The sequence below is a fragment of the Chitinophaga cymbidii genome (genome assembly GCF_007992715.1).
GTDB classification, from domain to species: Bacteria; Bacteroidota; Bacteroidia; order Chitinophagales; family Chitinophagaceae; genus Chitinophaga; species Chitinophaga cymbidii.
In genome coordinates this window covers 2,223,397-2,238,397 of sequence record NZ_BKAU01000001.1, presented here as the reverse complement: position 1 = coordinate 2,238,397, position 15,001 = coordinate 2,223,397, and the positions used below count along the sequence as shown (strand labels likewise).

General features: G+C 50.3%; 18 protein-coding genes. 1 reads left to right on the top strand and 17 read right to left on the bottom strand.

Annotated features, from left to right (window positions below):
* Nucleotides 1–111: 111 nt before the first annotated feature.
* From CCY01nite_RS09250 to CCY01nite_RS09215, 8 genes are all read right to left on the bottom strand, one after another.
* A complete protein-coding gene (locus tag CCY01nite_RS09250; protein WP_146859928.1) occupies nt 112–636 on the bottom strand; it encodes a hypothetical protein in 525 nt (174 codons plus the stop codon).
* 54 nt (nt 637–690) lie between these two features.
* The gene (locus tag CCY01nite_RS09245; protein ID WP_146859926.1) at nt 691–1,659 is read right to left on the bottom strand and encodes a hypothetical protein; all 969 of its coding nucleotides are present in this window, start codon (nt 1,657–1,659) and stop codon (nt 691–693) included.
* Nucleotides 1,660–1,726: 67 nt separating this feature from the next.
* Nucleotides 1,727–2,356, bottom strand: coding sequence for a hypothetical protein (locus CCY01nite_RS09240; protein WP_146859924.1), 630 nt, complete (start codon nt 2,354–2,356; stop codon nt 1,727–1,729).
* Between the two features lie 70 nt (nt 2,357–2,426).
* Nucleotides 2,427–3,023 (bottom strand): XkdF-like putative serine protease domain-containing protein, encoded by a 597-nt coding sequence (locus CCY01nite_RS09235; protein ID WP_146859922.1) that lies wholly within the window; start codon nt 3,021–3,023, stop codon nt 2,427–2,429.
* Nucleotides 3,024–3,039: 16 nt separating this feature from the next.
* Nucleotides 3,040–5,037: a phage tail tape measure protein gene (locus CCY01nite_RS09230; RefSeq protein WP_146859920.1), complete on the bottom strand. Its 1,998-nt coding sequence runs from the start codon at nt 5,035–5,037 to the stop codon at nt 3,040–3,042.
* Nucleotide 5,038: 1 nt separating this feature from the next.
* Entirely contained in the window at nt 5,039–5,527 is a 489-nt protein-coding gene (locus CCY01nite_RS09225) for a hypothetical protein (RefSeq protein ID WP_146859918.1), read from the bottom strand.
* A gap of 65 nt (nt 5,528–5,592) precedes the next feature.
* A complete protein-coding gene (locus CCY01nite_RS09220) occupies nt 5,593–7,782 on the bottom strand; it encodes a hypothetical protein (RefSeq protein WP_146859916.1) in 2,190 nt (729 codons plus the stop codon).
* A gap of 45 nt (nt 7,783–7,827) precedes the next feature.
* Nucleotides 7,828–9,030 carry a hypothetical protein gene (locus tag CCY01nite_RS09215; protein WP_146859914.1) on the bottom strand — a complete coding sequence of 401 codons (1,203 nt, stop codon included), beginning with the start codon at nt 9,028–9,030 and terminating at the stop codon, nt 7,828–7,830.
* Nucleotides 9,031–9,057: 27 nt separating this feature from the next.
* On the opposite strand from CCY01nite_RS09215, the gene CCY01nite_RS09210 reads away from it, so the two are divergent.
* On the top strand, nt 9,058–9,447 hold the full coding sequence (locus CCY01nite_RS09210; RefSeq protein ID WP_146859912.1) for a hypothetical protein: 390 nt from the start codon (nt 9,058–9,060) through the stop codon (nt 9,445–9,447).
* Here CCY01nite_RS09210 and CCY01nite_RS09205 read toward each other — a convergent pair whose 3' ends face one another.
* The 9 genes from CCY01nite_RS09205 to CCY01nite_RS09165 all read right to left on the bottom strand — a co-directional run bounded on the left by CCY01nite_RS09205 (nt 9,448) and on the right by CCY01nite_RS09165 (nt 14,835).
* Entirely contained in the window at nt 9,448–10,101 is a 654-nt protein-coding gene (locus CCY01nite_RS09205) for a hypothetical protein (RefSeq protein WP_146859910.1), read from the bottom strand.
* 143 nt (nt 10,102–10,244) lie between these two features.
* A complete protein-coding gene (locus CCY01nite_RS09200; RefSeq protein WP_146859908.1) occupies nt 10,245–10,853 on the bottom strand; it encodes a hypothetical protein in 609 nt (202 codons plus the stop codon).
* Nucleotides 10,853–11,083 (bottom strand): hypothetical protein, encoded by a 231-nt coding sequence (locus tag CCY01nite_RS09195; protein ID WP_146859906.1) that lies wholly within the window; start codon nt 11,081–11,083, stop codon nt 10,853–10,855. Before CCY01nite_RS09195 ends, CCY01nite_RS09200 begins: the two co-directional genes overlap by 1 nt.
* Before the next feature lie 11 nt (nt 11,084–11,094).
* A complete protein-coding gene (locus tag CCY01nite_RS09190; protein WP_146859904.1) occupies nt 11,095–12,261 on the bottom strand; it encodes a PBSX family phage terminase large subunit in 1,167 nt (388 codons plus the stop codon).
* Complete coding sequence (locus CCY01nite_RS09185) at nt 12,261–12,710, bottom strand: terminase small subunit (RefSeq protein ID WP_146859902.1); 450 nt, start codon at nt 12,708–12,710, stop codon at nt 12,261–12,263. Before CCY01nite_RS09185 ends, CCY01nite_RS09190 begins: the two co-directional genes overlap by 1 nt.
* A 152-nt stretch (nt 12,711–12,862) precedes the next feature.
* On the bottom strand, nt 12,863–13,594 hold the full coding sequence (locus CCY01nite_RS09180; RefSeq protein ID WP_146859900.1) for a glycosyltransferase family 2 protein: 732 nt from the start codon (nt 13,592–13,594) through the stop codon (nt 12,863–12,865).
* On the bottom strand, nt 13,591–13,974 hold the full coding sequence (locus CCY01nite_RS09175; RefSeq protein WP_146859898.1) for a DUF7448 domain-containing protein: 384 nt from the start codon (nt 13,972–13,974) through the stop codon (nt 13,591–13,593). Before CCY01nite_RS09175 ends, CCY01nite_RS09180 begins: the two co-directional genes overlap by 4 nt.
* The gene (locus CCY01nite_RS09170; protein ID WP_186830979.1) at nt 13,971–14,516 is read right to left on the bottom strand and encodes an LbetaH domain-containing protein; all 546 of its coding nucleotides are present in this window, start codon (nt 14,514–14,516) and stop codon (nt 13,971–13,973) included. The genes CCY01nite_RS09175 and CCY01nite_RS09170 overlap by 4 nt, the downstream gene beginning before the upstream one ends.
* The gene (locus CCY01nite_RS09165) at nt 14,506–14,835 is read right to left on the bottom strand and encodes a hypothetical protein (RefSeq protein ID WP_146859894.1); all 330 of its coding nucleotides are present in this window, start codon (nt 14,833–14,835) and stop codon (nt 14,506–14,508) included. Before CCY01nite_RS09165 ends, CCY01nite_RS09170 begins: the two co-directional genes overlap by 11 nt.
* Nucleotides 14,836–15,001 lie beyond the last annotated feature (166 nt).

The window sequence follows — 15,001 nt, the reverse complement described above, 5'->3', positions numbered from 1 at the left end:
CCCCTCTTGTCGTAGCGGACTGCTTATATTTATCACTTCAGTTTACACCGACACTACCGCGTATTGGTGAAAAAAAGGATTTACATTTATTGATATTATTTGGTTACGTTGTTATGCTGCCGGCGACAGTAAGCCGGATATGATACCGGATTGAACCTCTGGGGCCATAAACCGCTCCATCGCAGTAAATGTCCTGGAATATCCGTTCCGGTCACCCGTCGCTGTACCGCTGCCGTCTTCGCCAGCAGTCGCATCGAGTGCGTTGCCCCAACCGAGCAAATGGTACTTGTCGTTCATGTCTTTCACAATAGCCAGCAGCCGGTTCATAGCGAGCAACTGCAATTCATTTCGGGTGTTCGCCTGCATTTTGTTCGCCACGATGGTAAGCTCCTGTTGGTAGAAGATCGTGCCGTTCTGTACACTGCTATTCAGTGTTTGGGTCCAGAAGGATGTTTCTTTGGGTACCTGGTAGCGCCGGAACTGTTTAGTGGATGCCACGGTGATCGCCGTAACCATCCCTGAAGCCTCGGTTACATCGGTAACGTTGTCAAACTCGATGAAATACACTTCCTTGACACCGCCCGCTGAATCCCGGCAATCCAGCATGATATTTTGAGTAAGATTACAAGATGCCATCTTTACGCATTTTCAGATTAAAGATAGGGCCGGCGTGAACCGGCCCATATGTTATCAGCCGAGATGGAACTCAACAACCTCGTCAGGGAATGCAATTTGAACACCGAGCTTGAAGGCCGATTTGAAGCGTACTTCTTCGGCTTCCTCAGCATATTTCATGCTGAAGGTTTCGTCCTCACCCTCCAGGTCAGTACCGAGGTGCATATTCGATGTACGAAGTGCGTACAGCTTATTTGTACCATCGAGGCCATGAGTGCCTGTAAGGATAAGGTTCGTTGCCGGCACCTTGATATCGAGATCATCATGCTCAGGAGCGTAATGGTAAAGGTTCTTCTCCTTCAGGCCCAACACGTAGGTCCGGAAGAAATCGGAACCGCACCATACGCGGAGATCTCTTTTGCTGAGGATTTTAGCCGGCAGTGCCTTGTAGATGCCGTCAACGATCTGGATCGCCAGCTCGCCGGTGATAACCGTACCGGAACCCAGGGGGGCGCCGGAGATAAACTGCGCAACGTTGGCGTGAATAACAGAGCCGGATACGTCACCTGCTGCGAGGATTTTGATAAACCCGTCGTATTTGTTCAGGTTCGCGTCTACACCGTCTTTGTCACCCTGCCAGATGGCAACCTCATTGGCTGCGGCAATGCCGAGCATCTTCTGCTCGGAGTACTCTTCCTCAAAAGGTATCTCGTCATCGGCAGAACCCTGCTTCACTTCATGCTGCAGGTAAACGCGGTTGAGTTTCTTAGGGCAAAGTGCCTCGTTGACCTTGATGGGGCCAACTTCGAGCACCCTTTGGGAAATTTTGGTGGTGCCGGACGGCGTGAAGCCGCAATCATCGTCATCCTGGAAGATGACATCAGTTTCCAGACGGTTAACAGTCCGGGCTGATTTAATACCTGTTTCTACAACGCCCTCGGATTTGATGATCCTTTGCGTTTTAGCCTCAAAAAGGCTACCGACAACCAGGTCCTCGGCGTTCTGTTGGGTATAATTCTCTAAAGCATCTAAATCAAGTGCCATAGCTGTTATTTTTGTGTTTTAATGGATTATTCGCTTCCTGACGTTCTCTTAGCACATAGGCAAGGGATCAGGCAGTTTTATTAATTTTGTGCTTCACGTTGAACGCCTTGAATTTGGTCAGAACCCTTTCCCGTGATTCAGCGCGTTTCTCTTTGATCTCGCCAAAAACCGTCTGCTTCGGCTTCGTGATGGCGCCGCCCTGACTGGAAGCGGAATCCACTTCGATATATTCCTGGAAAGCCTCGAAAACCTCCCTGGCGTCGGCCTTGAACATATTGATCGCAGTTACAAGGGATGCGACACGTTCAGCCTGCCATGCCAAACTCCGCTTCAGGTCCTCGATCTGCTGGCTCCAGTCAAGACCACCGCCGGCAGGAGCTGCGGGTTTCTCATCCTCGGCCATTTCTTCGGGCTTTTGCCCGCCTTCTTCGGGAGCAGCTTCTTTGATCTCAGCGATTTTACCCACTTCACTTACGACAACGATACGGCCGTCTTCCAGTTCGTACTCACCAACAGGGGCAGGGGTTGCGTTACCCTCTGCGTCGGTAACTGAAATTTCGGCGCCAGCTTCCAGGCTGGAATATTCTATGGTGGTGCCGTCTGACAGCTTGCCGCTTTCAAACTTTTCCTTTCCGAAAATGCTTTTCCGGATGGATGAAACCACTTTTTCAAATGCTTCTTTATGAGATTTCTTCATGATAAACCTGTATTTATTGGGTTCACTTACCTTACATATCCCCTTCCTGCGATTTGTGCCAAAAAATTTTTTATTCTACATCAGATTCCCCCAGGTATTGGGATATCATCTCCAGCATTTCTTCCTCCGGATCGGGTTCTGAAACCTCCAGGAACTCAAATACACCCTCCACAGAGAAGCCTTTCACCTCGCCGGCTTTGATTTTTTCCCACGCCTCGTCATTATTGATCTTTGCAGAGAGAAACCAGGTACCGTCCGGCAGGTCGTCCATTCCCTTCAGTGGCTGCTTTCCTTTTTCGCGGTCAACAATCCAGCTTTCGAAGAACACACTATCCGCCACAAGATCTTTCCGCTTATGATCCAGGTTTATATTTCCCTGGTAGCCCTTTTTGAAGAACCGCTGCACAATCTTGCTGATTGTGTCGGCCTCAAACACGACGTAGTATTCTCCGTACTCCTTGTCCTTCCGGAATATAGGCATGTCCGGGACCATAGCCGGTCCGGTAACGATCCGCTGATCCTCATCCTCGATAAAAAGCATTTGCTTCTCCTTGAAGGCCAGGAAATCCCGCTCAATGGCAGGGCGGTCTACGAGCCCCACGAAATCCACTTCCGTTTTATCGTTTTCGTTGTCGCTGATCACCAGCTTGTATGTAGGTAAACTCATATGCTTGTTTTTACGGTTAGAATTGAGCGAGCGCCTCTATCTTAGCCACCCGGTCCTGTGTATTGGTAATATCGGATTCCACAACTACGGCCCTGATTGGCTGCTGCTGGTTGCTGTTCAGCTGGTCCAGCTGCTGTACCATCGTGCCAGTATCCCCTTGAACCCGTGGCATAGCCGGCGCACTCGCATCGGGAGATGGTGTAGAGCCTCCACCCGCACCTCCCCCTCCCGGAACTTTCACTTTGGTAATCTGCCGAACCCTGGCTATACCCGCTACGATTGCAGCGGCAGCAGCTACCGCACCCAACGCGGGGCCAACAATGGGAATAGCAGCGAAGGCAGAAAATGACATCTGTGCGGCTTTGTATGTTTCGATGGTAGCGGTGGCAATGGCAAACGCCTTACCCGCCGCAGTTTCCTCTCCAAATACCTGCGTTGCTATCTTCAAAGCAGCCTGCGTCATCTCCATTGCATCGCGCTTGCCCTGCTCAGCGAACAGTGTAGTAACGTAAGAGGCCATCACAGCCACCTTTTCAATATCCGAAAGGTTCTCCCGGTCCTGAACCAGTGCAGACAAAAGCTCGTTCGTAGCCAACATCTGGTCCTGTTTCATCTTTTCAGCTTCTGCAATCTTGTTTGCCCCTTCAATCGCGCCATTATTGACGGTTGTGTTGAAGTTTGCCTGAGCAGCACCGATATTCTGCAGGCCGGAAGAAATCACGCCGGTGGTCGCTGTAACATTATCCTTCAGCGTTTTACTCAGTGCTTCCCTGCGGGCCAGTTCCTCGGACGCCTGCTGATTCTGGATAGCTGCAAGGTCAAGCCCGTACTTTTTAACCAGCTCCAGCTGCGCCGTCAGTTGTTGGGATTTCAACAAATAAAGATCGTGGCCGGCAAGAGCTGCGCGGCGGTATTCCAGGTCCTGCTGCGAGGTAAGTTGCTGTAGTGCCTTTTGCCCGGCCTCCTTACGTTTCGCCTCTGCCTCTTTCGCTGCGTCATCTGCTGCCTTCTGACGATCTGCGGCGGCTTTCGCATCAAATGCCCGCAGTTCGGCTTCCGCGTCAAACCGGGCCTGTGTGCCAGCCTTCTCTGCGGCAATCTTGTTTTCAAGTATTTTCCGTTCCAGTGCTCGTGCCTCCTTCAGTCGCTTCTCACCACCAGCTTGTAATACCTTCAGTTCTCTTTCCTGGAAGGCAATACGGGCATTTATCATTTCCCGCGCGGCATCTTCCGCCTGGCTCTTTACTTCCTCGTTAAACCCTTCAGCGTAGGCTGCACCTATCCGGGAGCCGGCATTGCGGGCGGCATCTGCCGCGGCGGAGAAATCCCCGGTAAAGATGTTGGACACAACATCCCATACCACTTTGAAACCTTCAGTGATAGCGTTGAACGTACCAAAGGCAATTGCCTTTACCTTGTTGAACACTGCGCCGAAGCCCTCAAAGCCGGGAATAATCTTCTTCAGCCACTTCTCAATAGCCTCGAAATTGGTCACCAGTGTACCGATAGCAATCACCAGGGCGCCAATTCCCGTGGCCGCCAGAGCGCCCTTCAGTGTTGTGAAAGCGCCGACAACCTGTGTCCGGACGATGGCACCGAGCCGCTGGAAATCCTTCCAGCTATCCGCAATAGTGGAAAGCCCCTGCGAAAGCGCCAGCGCCCCCTGGAGCTTTACGAGCTGCTTTTGAAGGTCTTCGCTTTCGCTACCGAACAATGCCATCGCCCCCTGCGCAGCGGTGAAGCCGGCGGACACCGAGGAGACCACGTTACCGAAGGCCTGGAACTTTGCGCCCGGATCGAACAGCGCCACCCTTTCGTTCAGGTCGTTCATTTCGTCCTTCAGCTCCACTACTCGTTTTGCTGCAGCAATAGCCTGCGGGGACAGTTCCCCAAATTCACGGGAAAGCGCTATTGCTTCCCCCTGGGCGTCCCGGAGATCCTTTTTCAAGGTGCCCACGGTCTTTCCTCCGTCTACCTGGACACCGACCCTTACATTTGCTGTTTCATCTGCCATGTTAGAAGGAATAAAGTATGGTTATGCGCATACCTGCAGGCAGAGGATCACCGAATAGCACAGTGCCCGTGGTATCGTCGAAATCAAATTCATCGAAAGCTGGTGTGGTACCCCATGCCTCCACAGCGATCAGCGGCGTAACCTCTACCCTCACATCTGTTACGTCACCACCGATCAGGTCATCATCCTGGTAGCTAAGCCCGTCGGCCGCCAGCCCGTCCGATCCATATACCGAGGTGAAGCGCTTCACACCGATTCCGGTATCAGGGGCTCCGTAGTTGTCTTTCAGTACCCAGGCTCCGGATTCCTTGAAATAGAAGTTCTTCCCCTGGGTATCGATCACCAGGTCGTTGTCCACACCGAGCAGATCACTCGGCACTCCGGAAACGAAGTATATCCGGGCGCCAGCATTCGCCCCGCCGAGGACGTAGCTCCTGAACACGCCCAGGCTTTCATACACCATCTCCCCGGTGCTCAGGTTCTGACACAAGCCGATTATATCGTTTGCCGATAGCGTACTGGCCGGGTCAAGCTGGTTTAATTTTTTATCCGCCATTATGCGAGAGGGATTCTTGCCGGTGATTCGTCAGAGTGCAGCAGGTATCCTTCATCGCTCCACTTCAGGAAGCCCGGACGCTCTACCTCTACAGCCACCGATGATTTAAATAATTCCACCTTCGTCAGCTCTGACGAAAGCGGCTTGAACTCGAAAACCTTGTTCAGTTTGTAATACGTGTTGTCAACCTTTACCAGCCGCTTGAAATCGAGCTGATTAATATCATTGGGGGTCAGCCTGAACATGGCGCGGAACAGCTTGCTGTCCTTGTTGGTGATCTCACTGATAAAGCCCTCCCACCAAAACCTGTATAGCCCAACATCGGGGTAGGTTCCATCCGGGTAAGTGTAGAAGGTTTCCTGCGGAGGACCGAAACAAAGATCCCTGGACCGGGCTACAGGATCGTCCCACATGCCGGCATAGGGGTATTGTGAATAGGAGGCAAGATCATTACCATACAGGTCGGTCAGTATCCAGGGTGCGGAGGGATCGGCATACCCAAACCCGGTTTTACTCGGCTTCAGGCCACCGTACAGCAGAATCCGGATATTGAAGGCATCGCGTTGCTTTACCTCGTTCTGGTCAACTTTATACAGGTGTGGCATGACGCGGGTGTTGCCTTCGTTCTGTACCGGAGGGGATGGACTGAATATCAGTTCTATCTTCTGTGTATCCTTTTCAAAATCATTGTCCGCAATGGCCTGCTTCTGGCCGTAGATTTCCCCGTATATCTGGAAGTATCGCTGGTCGTTGTAATAATCCGTGTCCTTTTTGTATGTGAGAAGGTATTCCCGCGCCGCGAGTTCACCCATAGGTATGATCTCCTGCTGCTGGTCATGCGCCAGCTTGTAGGTCCAGTCCACTGCGTCACCGGCGAAGTTGTTGTAAAACCATGCCTGGGGCACGATGAACAGGTTCCGGTCGTTGTTCTCGTCCGTGAAAACATACAGATTATGCATCAGGAGGATTGACTTGAAAAAGTCCTTTTGTGCAATGTCTTTGCTGACCATTCCTGACATATCTACCGGAATACCCACATCCAAAGGATAGGTACTATCATCGGTAGGAGATGGTGCATACCACCTACTCAGAGTATTGAAAAACACACGCCCCTTTGGAGGCATATTGACACCAATGGTGATACGGCTACCCGTTACCCACTTCCTTTTTGATATCTCAATAGTTTTCCGGTAGATAGCGTTCGCTGGTACAGTCTCCACAACTAGCCTGTTACCGTGATCGTTGTTCAGCAAAACAAACACCTCTGCTGCCCGGCCTTTGGAGTTGTTATATGTGAAATTCAGATCGAACTGAAATGATACTTCAGTGGTCTGCGTGATCACGATATCATGGTTTGCGCCAACATGCCAGCCGTATTTATCCAGCGTCTCCGTAGCGAAAGGGATTGTAACGAAACGCCAGTTGTTGCCGGATCGGTTGTTTTCGAGGTTCTGGTTGATACTACGCAGTTCCAGGTACTTCACCTTATTGGCGGGCGCCGTAAACTCGAACTTATGCGATACGGGTATGATCAGCGCCTGGAAGTAAGGAGAAAGAAAAAATGGGCAATTGTAGGTAAACCCCGCATCTGCAAACATCCGGTCGATGTACTCCTTTACATAGATGGCCGGCGCAAAGTTCTGGATCGGGTAATGGCGACCATCGGTGGAGTAGCCATAGTCGATCATGGGATAGGTGTATCGGTAATTCTGCGGGTTGTTCCATACGTCCTGAAGGTGGGCGGGGCTCAGGTCGTGCTCCATATCACTGAAATCAATATCCCCCAACTTCTTATCCCCCATTGAAAACAGGATATCGGACAGTCGGCCGATCACATTAGTATGGTATTTAATCTCACCGTCCCGTATGGTTATCCTGCTTACCCGGATCACCCCGCGAAATACCTGTATACCGTCAACCAGCACCAGGGCTTTTGCTACCTTATTCGGATTGAAGTTGTACCCGATGTTCGGCTGATCCGCCGTCCAGTCGTTTTCACTGTTTACGCTGAAGATATGGGCGAACAAAGCGTTATTCTTCGGGGTGCCGGGCAGTTCGATGTCCTTGGAATAGCCGGTATTCCGTTTGTCGGGTGTGCGTATATCCTGGATCGAGAACGTGAAATCAGTTGCTACGTCCTCGATCAGGTCTACCGCGTATCCCTCTACTATAACTGTTGATCGTACCATCAACACTACATAGCAGAATTTCTATTTTTTACCCAACAAAACTGCTTAAACCGCCTGGCGGAAATTCGGTTGCGTGATCTCGATGTTGATCTCCACCGTAAAAAGCTTGTCCAGCCGGGTTTTCTTCACCTCGTAGTCGGTCATCTTCACATCTACTGGAAGCAAGGACAACCCGGTGCCGCCGTATTCTGTGGCATCGATCTCCATATAAACGAGGGGTGACGGTACAAGCTGCAGGAGTAATTGAGCTTCCTGGTCTGTCAGGTAGTCGCTGGTCAGCTTTACCTTGTTCACGTACCGGGTGTAGTAACTGCGCACCGTTGCCTCGAACCGTTTGTTCGTCGGGTCATAGGATGATCGCTTGTCAAGCGGCTGGCGCTGGTAGACCTTCTTCTCGTTGGACTGTGACCAGCGATCCGGCAGCATGAAGTTGAAAGCATCGAACCCGCCCAGGTCATTGAGGAAGTACAGGCGTACGCCGGGGAACCTTTCGCAAAGGCTGTAAAGGTCAAACCGCATGGACGCGCCGGGCGAAGTACTGATCACGTAATACGCAGCCTGGGCGTATACGGTCGAATTAAAGCCCATTTGTGCGTAAAGGTAGTCGAACCCACAATGAACGTGAAGTAGGCGGTTATTGGTAGCCGAAAGACTTGTGAGGGGGTTTTCAATGTTTCCGGTGTAGATGCTGTTCCCGGCCAGATCGAAAATCTCCACATCAAACCCGGTGATCGCGGTCGTGTCGCTCTGCAGAATGGATAGCATGGCGCTGTCCCGTTTCCGCACTACCTGCCGGGATAAGGTGGTCAGGAATTTTTTATTCAGGTAGTCACTGGCCTGGAAGAAGGCAAAGCGGATATTGGGAATTGAGCCGTTGAAGATGTACCCGGAGTAACTGGTCAGGTTGGCGTGTACCACCCCGTTATACTGTTCGCCAAACTGGACACTATAACTGGCAACCGCTCCACCGGAATTTATTACCAGGTTGGGAGATACCACGGAATTGAACTTGCAGTAATCAGCGGCAACAAGCTCCTGTACTGTCCGAAATACATCAATGTCAATGGGGCTACTGCCGACCACGGCGGGCTGATATTTCTGCGTCGCCACCAGGTTACCGGAACCATCGTAAACGTCAGCCACAAACTTGAAATCCGGCTGCGCGTAATTGTCCGAGGATATTCGGAATATGATCGAGTTGAATGCCGGAGTGAACTTACCGGGGTTTGACTGTATTGTAATTGCCATTTGTTATATTGTTATAAATTATATCTAATGCACACATACAACATAAACTTTGAATTTGAAGGGGTTATTCAGTCTGCCCACATTTCTTCAGATAATGGACACTTTACAATTAGCTTGACGGGAACCCTCGCGGACTTATTCAGAACTAAGCCATTTGAAATCTCATTTATTGGTGGTCACATTCGGATACCGGATGAGTTTTCTGAGTATAACTCCCAAGAAGGAAATAAAAAGGCGCTTAAAATCTGCGACATCCTTATCAGTAAATTAAACTATTCCGACACGGAGAGTTACGACTATTCAAATGATTCAGATGAAGTGTCTTTCGAAGAGGATCAGGACAATAATTGCCATGAACATGATCGCGACGAAAATCCATTGGAAGCACTGAAGCGTAAACTACACGGTGATAAATGACTATTTAAGAACTGATGTTTCCACGTTTATCTTGACATCCCTTGCGGTTGCCTGGGCAATCTCCTTTGTCATGGCAGCAAGCACTTCATCGATAGCTTCCGCCTTGAATGGCCGCGCCTTCAAACCTTTCCGCTTACTGGCTACACCGATGGAAATTGCCAGGGACTTGCGGCGGGCGTCGTTCCGCAGGAATGCGCGGGTGTGCTTACCGAGTAACCCCTTCGGAGCGGTAACGTCGGTGAGTACGTTCTTTTGCCGCACCCACATGATCAGCGCCTCCTGGTGCTTCTTTGTCGGAAAGGCAAACTTGAAACTGTAGGGGCTGGTGCTGTTCTGGTTATTGGGGCCAACACCCTGTACCCCCTTGTCCACATAGTCCGCGTAATGAGCCATGAAGATCGTGCCCTCGTACCCGGTACCGGAAACCTCGTACTCAAACCGGATAGATTCGGACAGCCGGCCGGATGCGGTAATCTCTGTACCGTCAGCGCGGGCGGTATTCAGCCGCTCCTGCATTACCTCCACCAGCCGCCCCATCCACTTTACGAAGATCTTCTCCACCTCATTCAGGACAAGCTTGTCGTCATTAGCTCCCAGGGTATTGAGGAACCCGCTTTCCAGGAGTTGTTTTTGTAATTGCGCTTCCGTAGCCATTTACTTCAGGTTTAGTTTTTGCCGGAGGCGTTTGCGCTCCATTTCATCATGTTTCCGCTTGTCCTTCAAGAAAGCCAAATCGTTTAGGAAGTTAACCGCGCTGAGCTGATACGCCTGTTCAAGCGTGATCCGCTCCATTTCTGCTACATCGCAGGCACATTGGAGCCAACCCCAATGTTTCGTAAAGCTGTTTCCAGCTTCTTCCAGTCCCCCTTCTTCGCCTTCCTCACCCTCTTTGCCAAATAGACCGGAATATCTTTTAAGAACCTGCTCCAGAGATCGCAAAAAAAAAGCGCAATAGCCTGTGCATCCAGTATACCTACTTCAAGCATGGCATCCGCCACGTCATCAAATGGCATGTCGCCGTATTTCTTCCCTTCTGGAACCGATATGGCGGCGAGTATCCGGTGTAGCTTCTGGACGTGCTCATCCTTGTTCTTTGTTTCGTTGATCGCGTCGATAAACTGCCCGGCCGTCAGATCGCGGAAGTCATACAACACACGGTATTTCGCGCCGTCGATGACGAGTTCCCGCTTCGCTTTCACGGAAGGAATGTCACTCACGGATAGGAAATGCGTTTTCTTCACTTCTTCCATGAACCTCGGCAGCGGCATGTCCTCGTAGTGCTGCGGCTCCTTATCTTCCAGGCATGCCAGCAGATGTAGGCGCTTGTCCAGTTCGTTCTCGAACGACTGCCCGGCTATGATGTCATGTAGCTGCTGGAACTTGCCCACCGTAATTTTATCCCACATTATTTTCCTCTTTTCGCTTTATCCTTGCTGGCCTTCAGTTTACCGGATGCCTTCGCCTCCTGCCCGGTCAGCGGGTCAATGTCGTATACTGGCACGGCGGGCATTACCGCCACAGCGTATTCTTCCAGCAGATCTTCCAGCGGATACTGTGAAGGCGTTCCCGCATTCAGGAACCGCACTTTGGGCTGTACCAATTGGCCCTTTGATTTGAGAAACTCTTTTGCGTTCATATGATGATATTTTAACTAAATACGTATTTACCTTTCTTCGTAGTTGCCAGTTTGTTCAAAGCCACATACCGGAGGGCGTCTATCAGGTGATTCATGAAATCAACCGGCTCGTTCAGTGTCTTCCCGTCCTTCGTGGTTTTCCACTTGTAGCTGCTCAACTCTTTGCGCAGGTTGGTGCTATCCTTTGTGATATTCATCTTGTACCGCTTCAGGATATCGATACTAGCCTTCACACTATCTGGTCCTTTCAACGCACCGTCTACCCGGAAGCCTCCGTTTGATATTTCCGTGATGGACTTTGGCTCGGAACTGTCAGCTATAATATCATCCCTCCGCCCCACACCTACCTCCTCCAACTTGCGGCAAATTGCCGGGTTTGTCAAACCTGTTTCATAGATCAGTTCTTTGATCCACAGCTCACCATCCTGCATCCAGACACCGGGCAACGCTGTTGGGTCGTTGGTAAACCCGAAGTCAAGGCCGTAGCCGATGAACTTTGCACCCTTCGGGACATCATCACACAGGAACCAATTGCGGAATATGAGCCCTTCGATCTTTCCGGTCCTGCCCCTGCCGTACACTTTGAACAGTTCCGGGTCCTGGTGCTTCAGTGCCTCGATCTTTTTCTTGATGGATTGAGGGCAAAACGGATTGTGCCGGTGATCACTGATGATCAGTCTCATTTCTCCCCATGCCTTTGTCAGTATGTGCTCATGTACCCAAAATTCCGCATTCGGATTGTAGTCAATAAACGTCTGAATGGTGGTACGCAGCGCCAGCTCTTGGTAAATCGGGTACGCAATACCGTTCGCCTCGTTGACAAACAGGTAGTGGCGCTTACCGCTTTTGGCGTCCTGTGCATCCGCGTAGCTGTTGAACTCCATCATTGAACCGCTGTGAAAGGTATATACCCGGTCGGACCTGTTATACCCCTTCACCAGCTTCCGCAGCTGGTCGCTTTCGTCCACGATGCGCTCCATATCCCGGAGCGCTCCTTTCTTCAGGTTGGGAATATCCTGCCCGGCAACCGTGATCACGCGCTTTGGCTCGCTTACCGCCTTGCTGCAAAGAACTTGAAGGATGCTATACGTCTTTCCGGAGGATGTGCCCCCCTGATTCACCACCTCTGGCTCGGTGGCGTTCAGGTTCTCCAGATATAGCGGTCCCGTTTCAAACATTACTCCTGAATATCCTTTTCACTTGATGCCAGCGGCACCCCGGTATTTATCACCTTCGGCACCACCTGTGTGATAGTTGCGGCCAGGTTCACATCCAAATCCTGCTTATCCGTGATCTTGTAGTTTGCCCGCATGTCGAACATGATTCCCTGTACATTTCCATACCCGTTCACCATCGCTGTTTTCTTACAGGCGAACACTTCCGCCCTTATGCGCGTGACCGTTCGGGAAAAACGGGCGATTCCTTTATACCTGTCGAAAGTGTCCTCATCCATACCTAAGTATATAAGGAAACTTTCAAGTGTATAAATTTGCGGGTTGGGTACTTTTATCTTCTTCCCCGCAGATACCTCCCACACACAGAAGTCGTCACACTTCTGTTTGTACTCTGTCCATGCAGTTTCAATCTGCTCCACGGTGAACTTATATGTGCCCTTGGGTCTTGCCATATCGGTTCTTTTTAATGCTTGTTAGGTGAAAAGCGTTGTGTTCCTCACAGAAATAAAATCTACACTCCCTGCGCCTCTTGCATGCCTTCTTTCCCTTGTGGGTTCGGATAAACGCCAGTGCGCTCTTTGCTTCCTCTTTTGTCAGACATCTTTTATTGCACATGGTATTGATCCGCGTTGATGGTGTACTCACCGTTCGGAATATGACAGTTCGATCGATCTTCATACCGGGATACGGTGTTGATGAACTCCGGCCAGGTATCACTTACCTTTTGGGCTTTGTCGTACCCGTACAGGTCGTTTGCCCGGTCATCCATATGGACAGCTCGTAAGCAGGGAATGTAGTAGTTGATCAGCCCCAATTTCTCGCAACGGAGATTGTAGTCAAGGTCGATGGGGCCGTACATGCCGAAATCCTCGCGGAGAGCGCCCAATTTCTCGTAGGTTGCCCGGCTGATGATGAACTGCCCGATCACGTGACCAGGATGTATCCACATGCCGTTTACACGCTTCGTACAGTAGCCACTGTCCGCCAATGCGATTGATACCATGCCGCTTTCGGGGATGGCCTGCAGGTGCTTTACCTTTTCAGTGATCCAGCCGACCGGCTCCATGATGTCGTTGGCTATGAATTGGAAGGCGTCGTATCCGAGGTCATAGCAGTATTTCAGGAGGAAGTTGAACCCTTTGGATATGCCCACGTTGTCCGGGAGGGTAAATACCTCCTTCGCATATTCCTTCAGGAAAGGAAGAACACGCGGGTCCGTGCTGCCCTGGTCCAGAACAAACAGATCGGCGCCGGCGGCATGGACCATGTTGGACGGCAGGACTTTGGATAAAGTATCGAATCGCTCATAGCTGAGCATGAGGATGGCTACTTTCATAAGGATTGGTCTTTAATTTTAATGAATGATACCGAAGTTGAATATTCGTCAGAGCCTCCGTACCACCTTATTGTTACATTACCCTTTATAGAGGCTATATGATAGAATGTCCATTCCTGGTGAGAATATGAATCATGTGGCATTGACCCTTTGGGTCTTTCGGTAGATGATGTAGATTCCGCCTTTAATATCGGATGACCGATCAGGTCTAAAACATCCCCGTTAATATCTTCTACAAAAATACTTGCGTCATTTAGGTAGCACTCATCCGGGAAAAATCCGTATTTGGAATCTTCAAAATGAAAGACGATTGAATCTTCCCGCACGTCAATCTGCAATGGAGTTTTACCAATTAGTTCATTTATGACATTGACTTTCATACTTCGCTGTTTTGACTGAACATCGTAAACATATCTACAGGAGCCTTTTTGTTTTGACCAATACACTTAGCCGGGTTGCCAACATAGGTAAAGCCAGCACGGACAATAACTCCTTTTGGTACTACGGCCCCCATGCCGATCATTGCCCAATGGGCTATATGGTGGTTTTGGTGTATTACCGCATTCAATCCAATATTGGCAAAGGGGTCAATCTCCGTGTGCCCACCAATTTTAACCCCGCAGGAAATTGTAACGTTATTGCGGATAATGGCGTCATGGCCTACGTGCGCATGCTTCATGACATACACATTTTCTCCTATATAGGTTATTCCCTCCACTCCGGAATCAACTGTCACTAATCCGGTTAGCGTGGTATTGTCACCTATGTACACGCCATAATCCTTGGCAGACTTCTCCCTGTGTTCTCCTGGCATGCCGATTAAACAGTACGGGCCAATAACAACGTTTGCACCAATGGTTACGTTCATGCCGAGTACCACCGTCTCGTGGATTTTTGCGGTTGGATGAATCTTAATTGCCATTGGGTTTGTTTTTGGGTTTACGACCTCTGGTTCCTTTACCATCGTTGCCTTCTTCGGCGGGTGGCTTCGTGCCATCTTCTGCTTTTTGCTGCTGGCCTTCCCATTTCTCAAACTGTGTGTAAAGAAGCCGCACCAGGTCGGCCACACATTCGCTGCACCAGGGCGTGAACCGCTGCGGGCCTACAGCCTCGTTATAGATTTTCTGTAGGGAATCGATCACAGGCCGGTCCAGGTTCCTCATTACCTGAACATCCCGCAGGCCGGTCCAGTGGTGTCTGTGCTGTTCCATCACCGGAATATGTTCTTCTGTGAAATTCATTTATCGATTGTTTTCTTGATTAAAACTGATAGAATTGATGCTATTACACCTATACATAGCGCTTCAGGTGCATTTTTACCCAAAAAAAATGCGGAAATGGTGCCGATCCAGAAAGAAAGGCACGGAGGACAGTCAAAGGGCTTAACCCGTCCGGTATATATTTCTA

Excerpts from the sequence above, each read along its gene's own strand:
- CCY01nite_RS09250 (WP_146859928.1), bottom strand. The coding sequence starts at position 636 with ATGGCATCTTGTAATCTTACTCAAAATATCATGCTGGATTGCCGGGAT.
- CCY01nite_RS09245 (WP_146859926.1), bottom strand. The coding sequence starts at position 1,659 with ATGGCACTTGATTTAGATGCTTTAGAGAATTATACCCAACAGAACGCC.
- CCY01nite_RS09240 (WP_146859924.1), bottom strand. The coding sequence starts at position 2,356 with ATGAAGAAATCTCATAAAGAAGCATTTGAAAAAGTGGTTTCATCCATC.
- CCY01nite_RS09235 (WP_146859922.1), bottom strand. The coding sequence starts at position 3,023 with ATGAGTTTACCTACATACAAGCTGGTGATCAGCGACAACGAAAACGAT.
- CCY01nite_RS09230 (WP_146859920.1), bottom strand. The coding sequence starts at position 5,037 with ATGGCAGATGAAACAGCAAATGTAAGGGTCGGTGTCCAGGTAGACGGA.
- CCY01nite_RS09220 (WP_146859916.1), bottom strand. The coding sequence starts at position 7,782 with ATGGTACGATCAACAGTTATAGTAGAGGGATACGCGGTAGACCTGATC.
- CCY01nite_RS09215 (WP_146859914.1), bottom strand. The coding sequence starts at position 9,030 with ATGGCAATTACAATACAGTCAAACCCCGGTAAGTTCACTCCGGCATTC.
- CCY01nite_RS09210 (WP_146859912.1), top strand. The coding sequence starts at position 9,058 with ATGCACACATACAACATAAACTTTGAATTTGAAGGGGTTATTCAGTCT.
- CCY01nite_RS09205 (WP_146859910.1), bottom strand. The coding sequence starts at position 10,101 with ATGGCTACGGAAGCGCAATTACAAAAACAACTCCTGGAAAGCGGGTTC.
- CCY01nite_RS09200 (WP_146859908.1), bottom strand. The coding sequence starts at position 10,853 with ATGTGGGATAAAATTACGGTGGGCAAGTTCCAGCAGCTACATGACATC.
- CCY01nite_RS09195 (WP_146859906.1), bottom strand. The coding sequence starts at position 11,083 with ATGAACGCAAAAGAGTTTCTCAAATCAAAGGGCCAATTGGTACAGCCC.
- CCY01nite_RS09190 (WP_146859904.1), bottom strand. The coding sequence starts at position 12,261 with ATGTTTGAAACGGGACCGCTATATCTGGAGAACCTGAACGCCACCGAG.
- CCY01nite_RS09185 (WP_146859902.1), bottom strand. The coding sequence starts at position 12,710 with ATGGCAAGACCCAAGGGCACATATAAGTTCACCGTGGAGCAGATTGAA.
- CCY01nite_RS09180 (WP_146859900.1), bottom strand. The coding sequence starts at position 13,594 with ATGAAAGTAGCCATCCTCATGCTCAGCTATGAGCGATTCGATACTTTA.
- CCY01nite_RS09175 (WP_146859898.1), bottom strand. The coding sequence starts at position 13,974 with ATGAAAGTCAATGTCATAAATGAACTAATTGGTAAAACTCCATTGCAG.
- CCY01nite_RS09170 (WP_186830979.1), bottom strand. The coding sequence starts at position 14,516 with ATGGCAATTAAGATTCATCCAACCGCAAAAATCCACGAGACGGTGGTA.
- CCY01nite_RS09165 (WP_146859894.1), bottom strand. The coding sequence starts at position 14,835 with ATGAATTTCACAGAAGAACATATTCCGGTGATGGAACAGCACAGACAC.